The 12,635-nt window shown below is 71.4% G+C and carries 13 protein-coding genes; 2 read left to right on the top strand and 11 right to left on the bottom strand.

The features are described 5' to 3' along the window. Window positions 1–43: 43 nt before the first annotated feature. Window positions 44–565 carry a hypothetical protein gene (locus ABZ434_RS17775; RefSeq protein WP_359137033.1) on the bottom strand — a complete coding sequence of 174 codons (522 nt, stop codon included), beginning with the start codon at window positions 563–565 and terminating at the stop codon, window positions 44–46. Window positions 566–803: 238 nt separating this feature from the next. On the opposite strand from ABZ434_RS17775, the gene ABZ434_RS17780 reads away from it, so the two are divergent. After that, entirely contained in the window at window positions 804–1,418 is a 615-nt protein-coding gene (locus ABZ434_RS17780) for a YceI family protein (protein WP_359137036.1), read from the top strand. A 97-nt stretch (window positions 1,419–1,515) separates the two neighbouring features. Here ABZ434_RS17780 and ABZ434_RS17785 read toward each other — a convergent pair whose 3' ends face one another. From ABZ434_RS17785 to ABZ434_RS17820, 8 genes are all read right to left on the bottom strand, one after another. Beyond that, a complete protein-coding gene (locus ABZ434_RS17785) occupies window positions 1,516–2,073 on the bottom strand; it encodes a DinB family protein (RefSeq protein ID WP_359137039.1) in 558 nt (185 codons plus the stop codon). Window positions 2,074–2,619: 546 nt separating this feature from the next. After that, entirely contained in the window at window positions 2,620–3,267 is a 648-nt protein-coding gene (locus ABZ434_RS17790; RefSeq protein WP_359137042.1) for a class I SAM-dependent methyltransferase, read from the bottom strand. Next, the gene (locus tag ABZ434_RS17795) at window positions 3,264–4,307 is read right to left on the bottom strand and encodes an NAD(P)/FAD-dependent oxidoreductase (RefSeq protein WP_359137045.1); all 1,044 of its coding nucleotides are present in this window, start codon (window positions 4,305–4,307) and stop codon (window positions 3,264–3,266) included. The genes ABZ434_RS17790 and ABZ434_RS17795 overlap by 4 nt, the downstream gene beginning before the upstream one ends. 144 nt (window positions 4,308–4,451) lie before the next feature. Then, window positions 4,452–5,123 carry an enoyl-CoA hydratase-related protein gene (locus tag ABZ434_RS17800; protein ID WP_359137048.1) on the bottom strand — a complete coding sequence of 224 codons (672 nt, stop codon included), beginning with the start codon at window positions 5,121–5,123 and terminating at the stop codon, window positions 4,452–4,454. A gap of 303 nt (window positions 5,124–5,426) precedes the next feature. Further along, window positions 5,427–6,086 carry a class I SAM-dependent methyltransferase gene (locus ABZ434_RS17805; RefSeq protein WP_359137051.1) on the bottom strand — a complete coding sequence of 220 codons (660 nt, stop codon included), beginning with the start codon at window positions 6,084–6,086 and terminating at the stop codon, window positions 5,427–5,429. A 227-nt stretch (window positions 6,087–6,313) separates the two neighbouring features. Continuing rightward, window positions 6,314–7,339: an ABC transporter permease subunit gene (locus ABZ434_RS17810; RefSeq protein ID WP_359137054.1), complete on the bottom strand. Its 1,026-nt coding sequence runs from the start codon at window positions 7,337–7,339 to the stop codon at window positions 6,314–6,316. After that, window positions 7,336–8,226: an ABC transporter ATP-binding protein gene (locus tag ABZ434_RS17815; protein ID WP_359137057.1), complete on the bottom strand. Its 891-nt coding sequence runs from the start codon at window positions 8,224–8,226 to the stop codon at window positions 7,336–7,338. Before ABZ434_RS17815 ends, ABZ434_RS17810 begins: the two co-directional genes overlap by 4 nt. Continuing rightward, window positions 8,223–8,612 (bottom strand): GntR family transcriptional regulator, encoded by a 390-nt coding sequence (locus ABZ434_RS17820; RefSeq protein WP_359137060.1) that lies wholly within the window; start codon window positions 8,610–8,612, stop codon window positions 8,223–8,225. Before ABZ434_RS17820 ends, ABZ434_RS17815 begins: the two co-directional genes overlap by 4 nt. Before the next feature lie 174 nt (window positions 8,613–8,786). Here ABZ434_RS17820 and ABZ434_RS17825 point away from each other — a divergent pair, with 174 nt between their 5' ends. Beyond that, the gene (locus tag ABZ434_RS17825; protein ID WP_359137063.1) at window positions 8,787–10,403 is read left to right on the top strand and encodes an adenosine deaminase; all 1,617 of its coding nucleotides are present in this window, start codon (window positions 8,787–8,789) and stop codon (window positions 10,401–10,403) included. 48 nt (window positions 10,404–10,451) lie between these two features. Here ABZ434_RS17825 and ABZ434_RS17830 read toward each other — a convergent pair whose 3' ends face one another. Continuing rightward, window positions 10,452–11,048 (bottom strand): dihydrofolate reductase family protein, encoded by a 597-nt coding sequence (locus ABZ434_RS17830; RefSeq protein ID WP_359137066.1) that lies wholly within the window; start codon window positions 11,046–11,048, stop codon window positions 10,452–10,454. Window positions 11,049–11,136: 88 nt separating this feature from the next. Then, window positions 11,137–12,558 carry a hypothetical protein gene (locus ABZ434_RS17835; protein WP_359137068.1) on the bottom strand — a complete coding sequence of 474 codons (1,422 nt, stop codon included), beginning with the start codon at window positions 12,556–12,558 and terminating at the stop codon, window positions 11,137–11,139. Window positions 12,559–12,635 lie beyond the last annotated feature (77 nt).

The following is a 12,635-nucleotide window of genomic DNA, read 5'->3' on the forward strand; positions in this document are numbered from 1 at the left end:
CCGGCGGACGGGGGCACACGTGCGTCCGGGGCGGCCGGAGCGATCAGCAGCCGCCGCAGTTGTAGTACGTCACGTCCCAGTGGTTGCCCTCGTCCGCGTAGATGTTGCCGGAGCCGGACTTGTACTGGGGAGCGCCGTCACCGCGCAGACCGATGTAACTGAACACGCCGTGGACGTAGTTGGTGAGACAGGTGGTCTTGCCGAAGTCGAGCTTGTAGCCGTTCCAGTGCGAGTACGTGCCACTGGCGTGCCCGGTCTCGGTACCGCCGGTGATGTTGAGCGCGCAGCCCGTGGCGCTCTTGAGGGTCTGGGCACCCTGGGCGGTCGGCAGGTTGAGCTGGTCGAACGAGGTGCAGGTGGAGACGTTGCGGTTGGAGCAGCCGCCGGAGGAGGACCAGGTGATGCCGGACGAGCTGAATCTGGCGGTCGCCTGGCTGTGGGTGAGCTTGGTGACGGCGTAGGCGTCCGTCGCACCGGCGACGACACCGATTCCGGGGGCGAAGAGGACTCCGAGGACGAGGGCGAGAGCGGTCAGGACGGGGCGCAGCGTCATACGGGACACCATGGGGGGACTCCTCCTGTGCATGACAATGAGACAGAGAGGATAGTGCCCCAGTTCTACGCGCGTCCGCCAGAGGGCCCGCAGTGACGGTCGCGTGAACACGCGACCGCGCCGGGGCCTCGTTCCGTAACAGTCGGAACCCTGGATGTTGAACTTTGAACAAGATGGGTCTAGAGTGAATCTCGTTGAAGGTTAAACAACTACTTCGAGCCCCGCTCGATCACGTCCCCGAGGAGGAGCCATGGCTCTGTTCAACCGCAAGAACAACGACGCCCCCGCCGCCACTGTCGCCGTCGACCCCGCCCTGGCCGCCCTCACCGGTGACTACGCCATCGACCCGGCCCACAGCAGCATCGGCTTCACCGTCCGTCACGCGATGGTCACCAACGTGCGCGGCTCCTTCGGTGAGCACGAGGGCAGCCTGAAGCTGGACGGCAGCGACCCGGCCAACTCCGCGGCCTCGATCGACGTCAAGATCGCCAGCGTGGACACCGGCATCGCCGACCGCGACGGCCACCTGGTCAGCGGCGACTTCTTCGATGCCGAGAAGTTCCCCCTCATGACCTTCCGCTCGACGGCCGCCGAGCAGCTCGGCGGCGACAAGTACCGCGTCACCGGCGACCTCACGATCAAGGACGTCACCCGCCCGCTCGCCATCGACCTGGAGTTCAACGGCTCCGCGACCGATGTCTACGGCAACGAGCGCGTCGGCTTCGAAGGCAGCGCGGACATCCTGCGCTCCGACTGGGGTCTGACGTGGAACGCGGCGCTGGAGACCGGCGGCGTGATGGTCAGCGACAAGGTCAAGCTGAACTTCGACATCTCCGCGATCAAGGCCGCCGCCCCGCAGGCCTGATCCCCCGCAGCACCCCGCGCCGAGCGCCCGCCTTCCACCCCTTCCGGGGCGGACGGCGGGCGCTCGGAGTGTGCGCACGGCGCGGCCGGGTCCGGGGTCAGCCCATGGTCTTGGCGCCGTCGATCGACTCCCGGATGATGTCGGCGTGGCCGGCGTGCTGAGCGGTCTCGGTCATGATGTGCATCAGCACCCGGCGCGCCGACCAGTGCGCGGTGCCCTCGAACCACGGAGCCTTGGGCAGCGGCTGGGTGGCGTCCAGGTCGGGCAGGGTGGCGATCAGCTCGTCGGTCCGGCGGGCGGCGTCCGCGTAGGCGCCCAGCACGCCGGCCAGCGTCTCGCCGGGCAGCATGCGCATCTCGTCGGCCCGCCGCGCCCAGTCGGCCTCGGTCATCGCGGTGAAGTCCGGCATGGCCGACGGGCCTTCCACGATGAAGTTCGCCCAGCTCCGTTCGGCCCCGGTGACGTGCTTGATGAGACCGCCCAGACACAGCTCGCTCACCGTGGTGCGCAGCCCGGCCTGCTCGTCGGTGAGGTCACGGGTGGTGAAGCGGAGGAAATGCCGGTGCTTGGCCAGCATCTCCAGCAGATCGGCGCGCTCGCCGGTGAGGGCCGGGGCCTCGGCCACGTCGCGGGTGGTCGTCTCGCTGACGGTCATGATCGCTGCCTTCTGTCGTTCCTGCTCAGCCGGTCAAGGAACACGTTAGAAGCCATATAGGCCAGATCCCGACCTGAATGCGTCGCCTTCCGGGAGCTGCTCGCGGACCGGGCGGGGCATCTCGAATCGCCCCTCACAGACCGGGATTCGGCTCGCGGGAGCCGGACACCGCGCGTGCCTCCGGTCACGACCGGCATGCGTCGTGGCTGGGGCGTGCCGACGAGCGGCGGAGCGCCCCACCCTTGACCGGAGATCCTGCCCGACAGGTGATCGACCGTGCCGTTGGACGGCTCCGGATGCCGGTGCAGATGATGGCGCCGGCCCATCGCGTCCTGCTCACGAGCCCGGCCAGTTCATCGATCCGGTCGTCCAGGGCCTCCGCGTCGATGCCGCTGTGCGGCTCCGCCGTTCCGCGCACCACACGTCCTTCGCACCGTGCTGTCCGGCCGGAGGGCCTCCCCGGTGCGCGACGCCGACTGCCGCCGCGCACCGGAGAACGACCCGGACGGCTTGCGTCACCCGGCCCCGGCGGAGCTCACCCCCAATTCAGCGTCGCCGCACCTTCAGCGCGTTGTCCGTACGGGTGACCGGGTTGCCGTCCGGGTCGTGCTGGACCCGCTCGTGCTCCGCGCTGAGCAGCACGTCCCATTCACCGTCGGGCAGTTCGAGGGCGGCGAGCACCTCGTCCGTGGTCGGGAGCTCCATGTCCGCGTGGTCGTGCTCCCAGGGCGGGAAGCCGGCGTGACCGACGATCAGGAGTACGCCGCCGGGAGCCACCGCCGCCGCGGCCCGGCGCAGGATCTGCTCGCGCGGCAGGTCGCCCATCGAGTGCAGGAACTGTGCGGAGACGAGGTCGTACTCCCCCTCGGGGAAGGAGGCCCCGAGGTCGTGGAACTGCCAGTCGATCCGGTCCGCGACCCCCGCCTCGGCGGCGTGCTCGGCGGCCCGGCCCAGGGCCACGCGCGAGATGTCGGTGGCGGTGACCTGCCAGCCCCAGCGGGCGAGCCACACCGCGTCGGCCCCTTCGCCGCACCCGAGGTCCAGGGCGCGCCCGGGGGTCAGGCCCTCCACTTCCCGGACGAGAGCGGTGTTGGGGTTCCCGCTCCAGATCCGGTGGCTCTCGCGGTAGCGCTCGTCCCAGAGTTCCGCGTCGGAGACCTCGGCCGCGTCGGAGGCGGTGCTGTCGGTCGTCATCGTGTCTCCTGCAGTCCGTGCCGGCGGTTTCCGAGGGTCTTCTCGCAGACCTGGCGCTCGGCCTCCGCCGAGAAGGGCGCGCGGCGGGCCTCGACCGCGCGGCGGGTGTCCTCGGTGACGAGGTCGGCGTTGAGGGCGGCGCCGGCCTTGAGCCCCGCCGCGGCGGAACCGATGACCTGCTCCATCAGACTGGCGACGTTACCGGCCGCCCACACGCCGGGCACCTCGGTCGCCCCGGTCGGGTCGGCGGCGATGTACGTGCCGAGCGTGTGCCCGCCCATCTCCAGCGGGATGGCGTGCAGGCCGAGGCCGTCGAGTACCCCGGAGCGCGCCGTGAACCGCGGCTGGACCACGACGGCCTCGCGCGGAACGACCCGGCCGCCCGCCAGCCGCACCCCGGTGAGACGGTCGCCGCCGGCCTCCAGCCCGGTCACCTCCCCGTCCACGACGGCGATGCCCCGCGCGGCCAGCTGCTCGTACTCCTCGTCGCTCGGCTCGGGCGCGTGGTGGAGGAAGAGAGTGACGTCGGCGCTCCACTGCCGCCACAGCAGCGCCTGGTGGACGGCCATCGGCGTCAGTGCCACGACGCCGATCGCCATGTCCCGGACCTCCCAGCCGTGGCAGTACGGGCAGTGCAGCACGTCCTGCCCCCAGCGCTCGGCCAGACCGGGGATCGGCGGCAGCTCGTCGACGAGCCCGGTGGTGACGAGAAGGCGCCGGGCCGTGACCGCGGTCCCGTCCCCCCGCACGACCCGGAACCCGGCGCCGGCCGGCAGCTTCTCGGCCGAGACGACCTCACCCTCGACGATCTCGGCACCGTACGCGGCCACCTCCTTGCGGCCGGTCGCCACCAGCTCCGAGGGCGGGGTGCCCTCCCGGCCGAGGTAGTTGTGCACGTGGGACGCGGGTGCGTTGCGCGGGTTTCCCGCGTCGATCACCAGCACCGAACGCCTGGCCCGTGCCAGGGCCAGAGCCCCGCTCAGGCCGGCGGCCCCGCCGCCGATGACCACCACGTCGTACGTCTGCGTCATGTCGCTCATGCGAAACACCTCCATCTGACGGAGATGGTGCGCGTCGCGCCTGAATTCGGCAAAGATCCTTGCCGAAGCGGCAAACTCGCGGGGATGACTTTGACGGGATGCCGCTCCCCCACCCCGCACTGCCGCCCGGGCGGGGCGGTTGGATCAGCCCAGCGGGTCGGCCGTGTCGCGCAGGACGGCCAGGGCGGGGGCGTACATGCGGGCCTTGATGGTGCCGAGGGTGTCGCCCGCCTTGTTCACCTGCGCCTGGGCGAGCTCGATGGCGGCCGTACGGACCGCGTCCTCGGCGACCGCACGGTCGACGATGCCGGCGGCTTCCGCGGCGGTGCCGCCGTAACGGTGGGCGGTGAGCATGGCCCGGTGGGCGGTCTGAGGGGCCAGTCGCGCCTGGATGAGGGCGGACATGCCCGGGGTGAAGGGGATGTTGATGTCGGCCTCGGGCAGGCACCAGTAGCCGCGGTCCGCCCGCATCACACGGAAGTCGTGGGCCAGGGAGAACATCGCACCGGCCGCGAAGGTGTGCCCCTGCAGCGCGGCAACCGTGACGAGCGGCAGGGACAGCGTCCGGGCCAGGAGTTCATGGACGGACACGACGTAGTCCCGGTGCTGGTCGGCATGGGCGAACAGCCAGTCCAGGTCGAGGCCGTTGGAGTAGAACTTCCCCGTCGCGGCCGTCACCAGGGCGCGGGGCCCTTCGGCCTTCTCCACCTCGTCCAGCGCCGCGGCGACGGCAGCGAGCCAGTCGGGGTGGAACCGGTTCTCGCCGTCCCCGAGATCGAGAACGAAGACGTTGTCCTGGCGGTCGAGCGTGGGCATACCGGCTCCCTCAGTACGGGCTGGTCAGGGGGTGGGCAGGCAGATCACGGACTGAGGGCGGGCCGGACCTTGCGATGACCCTCCTGATGCGATCACAGGGCACCCCCAACGAACTACCTGTCGGTAACTTATGGGCTGTGGCATGGACCACGCAAGAGCCCCTCCGTCACGGCCCTCAGCGGTTCGGCCCGTCGGACGCAGCCGGCGGAGAGCCGGGGCCGGCCGCGCGCGTCCTCGCGGCGCGGCGGCCGCCGAACCGTTCACCGCGGCGTGCGCCGCCGGAGCCGCGGAACCTACGGGGGCTCAGGCCCGCGTGGCCGCGAGGTGGATGCGTCGCGTCGGGATCTCGCCCTCGTAGGCCTCGCGGACCGTGCAGTCGTCGACGCGGAACGCGGCGGCCACGGCCGCCGCGCGGAGCTCGTCCTGCGTGAACTCCGCCCAGTACACGCGGAGACCGCTGCCCAGGGGGTCGTCGATCACGTGGTCACCGGTCCCCTCCTTGGCCACGATCAGGAGCTGCCCGCCGGGGCGGAGCGCCGCAGCCCACGCCGCAAGTGCGGCGGGGAGCTCGCGCTTGGGCTGGTCGTGGAGCGAGTAGTACGAGACCAGCCCGTCCAGTCGTGCCCCCGCGATCTCCCGCTGATCCATGACGGCGAACCGGCACCCCGGCTTCTCCTCCCGCGCGAGGGCGACGCAGCGCGGCGAGAGATCGATTCCCAGCACGTCGAGACCGCGTGCGGCCAGCAACTCCGTGACATGACCGCAGGGTCCGCAGCCGGCGTCGTACACCGTGCCGCCCTCGGTGACCCGCCCGGCGAACGCGTGGAGGGCCGCCAGGTCGAACGGCTTGCCGTCCAGCTCGTGGCGGAAGAGCCGGAGGTAGTGGTCGGCGCGTGCGTCCCATGTGCGGATGACGTCGGCGGCGCTGCCGGGCTCCGGCGCGGGCGGGGGCTCGTCCGGCATGGTCACATGGTAGTGAGGTGGCGTCCGGCCGAGCGGGTGTTTCCCCTGACGGACGGACAGCACGAGGTTCCGGACAGCTCCGCGGTACGGGCCGGAGCCGTGGCGGGCGCTGCTCGTACAGGCGACGCGACACCCCACGTCATCGAGGGCGGGACCGGACTGCGGCCGGTGGCCACCGTCTGCTGGTGGCCACCACCTGTCGGGCCCGGGGCCCCTGAGGTGCCCGCTCAGTCCAGACGCCGGCGCAGCCACCAGGCACTGAAGCCGGAAAGGATGCCCGCGAGCCCGACGAAGATGCCCGTCTCGATCCACTGGAAGGTCCAGTAGCGGTCCCCGGGCTGGTACTCCACCGCCACGTGGAAGTCCGACTTCGCGAAGCAGCGCACCGGGTCCGTCTCTCGTGCGGCACAGCCCGCGCTGCCGCGCATCTCCTGGCCGTCGGAGTTCAGTACGGGTCCGAGGCCGGACAGGACCCAGGCCCCGGGCCTGGACAGGCCGACCTTCACCTGGGCGTTGTCCCCGTCGCCCGACAGCATGATGTCGGTGGCGCTCCAGGCGGCATCCTCCGCCGGCCTCCCCTCCTGCGCCGCCATACCAAGGCCTGCCAGTGCCACCTCCGCCCGCACCGGCTCCATGAACAGCGGCCGGATCGCGTACGGCACGAGAATCTGGACCGCGGCGAAGAGGCCGAGGGTGACCGCCATCGCCGGGACCGTCCGGCGGATCAGCAGGCCGGCGCAGACTCCGACGGTGAAGGCGAAGGCGGCGTAGCCGAGCGGTGCGACGCCCCGGCCGTCGAACAGCAGCGGATCGAAGCGGTTGCTGGTGATCTCGTCGAGCGGCCGGGCCCACCAGGTCACCATGAGGCTGAGCAGACCGGTGACGGCGACGGACGACAGGCCCACGGCCGTGAGCTTCACGGCGAGCCAGTGGCCGCGGCTGATGCTCTGGTTCCAGATCAGCCGGTGCGTGCCCGTCTCCAGCTCCCGGGCGATGAGCGGCGCTCCCCAGAAGATCCCTATGACGCCCGGCACGACGACGAGCAGTCCCGTGACGAGGGCGGCCAGGGTCTCGTACTCGTGGACGAACGCGTTCTTGGCCGCTTCGCACGTGGTGGAGCAGCCGGCCACATCGCCGTCGTACGCGGTCCGCATCTGCGTCCCCGTGATCGCGAGGGCGATCCCGACGGCGGCCAGCGCCGCCAGGGCCACGAGGGTCTGCACGCGGTACTGGCGCCAGGTCAGCCAGATCATCGCCGTACCTCCGGGGTCGTCGTGGCGGCGGCGGTTCTGCCTTCGGCCATGTAGGTGAGGACCAGGTCCTCCAGATCGAGGGGTTCCAGGACCCAGGCGGGGTCGTGGAGGGCGGTGTCGGCACGCACCACGAAGGTGCTCTGGCGTTCGGTGTGGGTGGCCTGGAGCACCCGCATCTCCTCCGGGAGGCTCTCCGCGTCACGGCGGGCCGTGGTCAGCCGGAAGTGGGTGGCGATCAGGTCGTCGACGTCTCCGGCGAGCTGGACCCGGGAGGCGACCAGGGAGATCAGGTGGTCACAGACCCGCTCCAGGTCGGAGACGAGGTGCGAGGAGAGGATGACGGTGGTGCCGTGCTCGGCGACGTGTTCCATGAGCCCCTGGAGGAACTCGCGGCGTGCCAGCGGGTCGAGGGCGGCGACGGGTTCGTCCAGGATCAGCAGTTCGGGGCGCTTGGCGACGGCGAGCGTCAGCGCGACCTGGGCCCGCTGACCGCCGGAGAGCCCGCCGACCCGCTGGGCGGGGTCGAGGCCGAGGTCCCGGATCCGGCCCTCCGCCAGCCCTTTGTCCCAGGTGGGGTTGAGGCGGGCGCCCAGGTGCAGATGGTCGGCGATGGACAGCCCGGTGTACGTGGGGGTGTCCTGGGCGACGAAGCCGACCTTGGCCAGCTGGGCCGCATCGGCAGCGGGGCGTCCGCCGACGACTGCGATGGTGCCCGAGGTCGGGGTGATCAGCCCGCAGGCGAGTTGCAGGAGCGTCGACTTCCCCGCGCCGTTGGGGCCGACCAGGCCGACCACCCGGCCGGCGGGCACGCTGAGCGTGCAGTCGGAGAGTGCCTGGCGGCGGCCGTATCGCTTGCCCAGGCCGATGGCTTCCAGAATGGCGGTCATTGCTCCTCTTCGGTGGCCGTACGGAACGTGCTCAGGAACAGGGCCTCGATGCTTTCCTCGTCCAGACCGGCGGCCCGGGCCCGCGCCAGCCATCCGCGCAATTCCTGCCGCAGAGGCTCGTGTTGGGACAGTGAGGCGTCGCTGAGGGTGCTCGACACGAAGGTGCCGACGCCGGGCTTCTTGGTCACCAGCCCCTCGTACTCGAGCTCTCGGTACGCCTTGAGCACGGTGTTGGGGTTGATCGCCACCTTCGCCGCGACGTCCTTGACCGTGGGCAGGCGATCCCCCTCGAACAACAGCCCCAGGCGCATGGCCTGTCGGACCTGGTGCACCAGTTGCAGGTACGGCGCGACGCCGGACCGGGCATCGAGGTGAAACTCGATCACCGTCGCCTCTATTCATCTAGGGTCCTAGCACTATAGGACTCTGGCAGTACATCACGTCAAGGGGCAGCGCGGAGCAGGCGAACGTCATGCGGTCCCCACTCGATCGAGTGGACACGCCTGGCCACAGGTGCAGTTCAGGCGATATCCACCTGGTCCGGGCGCGATCATTCGGCGGTGATCTCAACCTTCCGGACGGCACGCCGTCCCAAGTACCCGTTCCTGGCCGGGCTCGGCTCGCTCGCGGCACTGACGCTGCTCCCCGCGCTCCCCGCCGAGGCCGCACCGGCGAACGACGCGTCGCCGCAGGCCGCCGGGTTCGCCTCGCCCCGTGCGGTGACCGCGGCCGAACGCAGGACCGCCGCTTATCTCGATGCGCTGCAGAACAGGCCCCAGCAGCTGAAGGCCTTCTTCAAGGAGCTGCCCAAGGGCGGCGACCTCCACAACCACCTGTCGGGCGCGGCCTCGACGGAGTACCTGATCAAGCTCGCGATCGACAAGGGCCTGTGCATCGACGCGACGATGACGGCTGTCGCGCCCCCCTGCGGCACGGGCACGCGGCCCGCCTCCGACGCACGGACGGACGCGGATTTCCGGCAGCAGATCATCCGGGCCTGGTCCATGCAGGACTTCCCGGCCGACCAGTCGGGGCACGACCACTTCTTCGACACGTTCGGCAAGTTCGGCCTGGCGACGTGGGACCGGGGCAAGCTCCTGGCCAACGTGGCCAACACCGTGGTGAAGCAGAACCAGTTCTACCTGGAGACCATGGTCACGCCCGCCTCGGACAGCGCCAGGGCGCTTGCGGAGAAGGTGGGTTACGACGCCGACCTGGCCGCCTTCCACCGCAAGCTCCTGGCCGGTGGGCAGCTCGACCGGGTCGTGGACGAGGCGGTCAAGGAGGCCGACGACGGCGACGCCGACTTCCGGGCGACCGCGCACTGCGACACGAACCGTCCCGACCCGGGCTGCCGGCTGCCCGTCCGCTGGATCTCCCAGGTCTCCCGGGGCAGTTCCCCGGCGCGGGTGTTCACGCAGATGGCGGTCGGCATGCGGCTGGCGGAACGCGACCCGAGGTTCGTCGCGGTCAACCTCGTACAGCCCGAGGACTGGGACAGTTCACTGAGCAACTACAGCCTCCAGATGCGGATGCTGAAGTACCTGCGCGGCCAGTACCCCGACGCCCACCTCACCCTGCACGCCGGTGAGCTGGCCCCCGGCCTGGTCAAGCCCGAGGACCTGACCTTCCACATCAACGAGGCCGTCTCCGTCGCCGGCGCCGAACGCATCGGACACGGCGTGGACCTGGTCCACGAGGACGACTGGCGGCAGCTCGCCCGGACGATGGCGCGGCGCGAGGTCGCGGTCGAGGTGCCGTTCTCCAGCAACAAGCAGATCCTCGGCATCGCGGGCGCCGACCACCCGTTCAACGCCTACCGCCGCTACGGCGTCCCCGTGGTCCTGTCCACCGACGACCCGGGTGTCTCCCGGATCGACATCAGCCACGAGTACCAGTACGCGGCCAAGACGTACGGCCTCGGCTACACCACGCTGAAGGATCTGGCCCGCGCCTCGCTGGAGTACGCCTTCCGGGACGGACGCAGCCTGTGGACCGCGGGCTCGGCCCCGGTGGGCTACCGCCCGGTCCCCGCCTGCGCGGGCAGCCGGCCCGGCGTCGGCCGCCCGGGCCCGCGCTGCGCCCGCTACCTCGACGGCAGCCCGAAGGCCGCCACTCAGTGGCGTCAGGAGGCGGCCTTCGCCGCCTTCGAACGCGCCCACGACGGTCGGCGCTGAGACAGGGCACACCGCTGAACGGGGTGCGGGGCCATGGCCCCGCACCCGCTACCCCTTCGCCGCCGGCCGGTACGTGCACACCTGCACGCCCGCGTCGCTCGTGGCGTGCGAGACCAGTTCCAGCGTCCGAAGGCCGCCGTCCTCCGGGAAGATCGACTTCCCGCCACCGAGCAGTACCGGCATGATCACGAGCCGGAGTTCGTCGACGAGGCCCTCGGCCAGCAGCCCGCGTACGAGGGTGGGGCTGCCCATGACCAGCACATCACCGCCGTCCTTCTCGCGCAGCTGCTGGATGCGGGGCGCGAGCTTGTCACCGGGAATGCGCTCGCTGTTGTTCCACGCCAGCTCGTCGTCGCCGAGGGTGTCGGTCACGACGTACTTCTCGATCGCGTTCATCCGGTCGGCGAAGGGGTCGCCGGCCCGCTCGGGCCATGCCGCGGCCATCGTCTGCCAGGTGCGGCGGCCGAAGAGCAGGGCTTCGGCCCCGTTCAGCGAAGCGCTGAAGGAACCGCCGACCACCTCGGCGTCGAAGAACGCGTGCGACCAGCCGCCGTGGGCGAAGCCGCCGTCCGTGTCCTCCTCGGCACCGCCCGGCGCCTGTACGACGCCGTCCAGGCTGATGAACTCGCTGATGACGATGCGCATGTCCCACTCCTCGTGCGGCGGATCAGATGTACGGGAGGAGAGACTGCCACGCCACCCGGAAGTAATCGCGGTGACCCGGACGAAGGCGCTAGAAACTCCCGCCCCCGAAGTCACCGCCCCCGCCGAAGCCGCCGCCGTCACCGAACCCGCCGCCTCCCCCGTCGCCGAACCCGCCCCCGCCGAAGCCGGACGAGTCGAAGTCGGAGCCGGAGAAGTCGCCGCCGGAGAAGTCGCCGCCGGAGAAGTCACCACCGCCGAAGTCGCCGCCGCCGTACTCCGCCGCGTACGCCGGGGTGGAGAGCATCGAGCCGAGCATGGTGCCGACCAGCAGGCCCGGGAGCAGGCCGCCGCCGAAGTAGCCGCCCGCCCAGGGACCGTAGGCAGGGCCGGCCTCCCAGTACGGGCGCCGGCTGCCGTCGCCCACGTCGACCGTGCGGCTCATCGGGTCCTCGCCGCTGCGCAGCCGTACCTCGTCGGCGCCGCAGACCGGGACCTCGCGGGCCGCGCCGCCCGACGGGGCCCAGCGGACGTCGGCCACCGAGGGGCCGTGGCGCGGGTCGAAGAAGCAGGGCGGGCGGCGGGCGGGGAGTTCGCCGCCGGCGCGGCGGGCGTCGAGAACGGCGAGGGAGTAGCGCCCGTCCTCCAGGGCCTGGGTCACCCCGCGCACGTCCGAGGGGTGCCGGGCCTGTTCCATCCGGGACTTGGCACTCTCGTAGGAGTCGAGGGCGCGTTCGTAGTCGGCGCGCATCGTGTCGTCGGCGCCCGGCTCCGCGGGGTGGAAGTCGAGGCGGTCCAGGGTCTCCCCGTAGGCCGTGATGTCCTCGTCGACGACGACCCGGAGCTTGTCCAGGGCGGCCTGCTCCTCGGCCTCCTTGCGCTTCCGGTTGCGGCGCACGACCGTGTACGCCGCCGCGCCGCCGAGGACCACCACCGCGCCGAGGACGATCAGCCCCGCCCCTGCCGGACGGCTGTCGGACGAGGAGCCGGACCAGGAGCCGGGGGCGTTGCCCCGGGCCTGCTCGACGGCCCGGTCGACGAACGCGTTCAGCTGGGTCGCGGCACTGGTGTCCGCGCCGGGAGCCTTCACGGCGGCGGTGAGGTTCCGGACGGCCTGCTGCGACATCACCTGCGGGTCGGCGCCCGCGTTGAATCCGTCGCCGAGACGGATCGCGTAGACGCCGGTGATCCCCGTGTCGGTGCGCAGGCTGCGCAGCACGCTGTCCTCGGGGAAGGCGGAGCTCTGCGGGAGCACGGCCACGAAGACCGGTTTGCCGGCGTCCTTGATCTTCTTCGTCAGGGCGTCGGCCTGGCCCCGCGACAGCTGACCGGCCGCCGCCGGATCGACGTACACCGGGCCCTTGCGCAGCGCCTGGGCCACCTCGTCGACGGTGGAGGCGCCGGTCGCGGCCGGTGCGGCGGGGGCGAGGAGCAGGGCGGCCGCCGACAGCAGGAGCAGCAGCCCCGCCAGGAAGGCCGGGACCACCAAGCTCGGGAACGCCCTGTTCCGCATACTTCGAAGTTAACCCAGGCGGGTGAGAAATGCGTTGCGGACGGACGGCCGGCTCCTGCGCCGTCCGCCCGCCCGCA

It is taken from the genome of Streptomyces sp. NPDC005761 (assembly GCF_040630635.1).
Taxonomy (GTDB): Bacteria; Actinomycetota; Actinomycetes; order Streptomycetales; family Streptomycetaceae; genus Streptomyces.

Coding starts and splice junctions, on each gene's coding strand:
- ABZ434_RS17775 (WP_359137033.1), bottom strand. CDS start 565: ATGGTGTCCCGTATGACGCTGCGCCCCGTCCTGACCGCTCTCGCCCTC.
- ABZ434_RS17780 (WP_359137036.1), top strand. CDS start 804: ATGGCTCTGTTCAACCGCAAGAACAACGACGCCCCCGCCGCCACTGTC.
- ABZ434_RS17785 (WP_359137039.1), bottom strand. CDS start 2,073: ATGACCGTCAGCGAGACGACCACCCGCGACGTGGCCGAGGCCCCGGCC.
- ABZ434_RS17790 (WP_359137042.1), bottom strand. CDS start 3,267: ATGACGACCGACAGCACCGCCTCCGACGCGGCCGAGGTCTCCGACGCG.
- ABZ434_RS17795 (WP_359137045.1), bottom strand. CDS start 4,307: ATGAGCGACATGACGCAGACGTACGACGTGGTGGTCATCGGCGGCGGG.
- ABZ434_RS17800 (WP_359137048.1), bottom strand. CDS start 5,123: ATGCCCACGCTCGACCGCCAGGACAACGTCTTCGTTCTCGATCTCGGG.
- ABZ434_RS17805 (WP_359137051.1), bottom strand. CDS start 6,086: ATGCCGGACGAGCCCCCGCCCGCGCCGGAGCCCGGCAGCGCCGCCGAC.
- ABZ434_RS17810 (WP_359137054.1), bottom strand. CDS start 7,339: ATGATCTGGCTGACCTGGCGCCAGTACCGCGTGCAGACCCTCGTGGCC.
- ABZ434_RS17815 (WP_359137057.1), bottom strand. CDS start 8,226: ATGACCGCCATTCTGGAAGCCATCGGCCTGGGCAAGCGATACGGCCGC.
- ABZ434_RS17830 (WP_359137066.1), bottom strand. CDS start 11,048: ATGCGCATCGTCATCAGCGAGTTCATCAGCCTGGACGGCGTCGTACAG.
- ABZ434_RS17835 (WP_359137068.1), bottom strand. CDS start 12,558: ATGCGGAACAGGGCGTTCCCGAGCTTGGTGGTCCCGGCCTTCCTGGCG.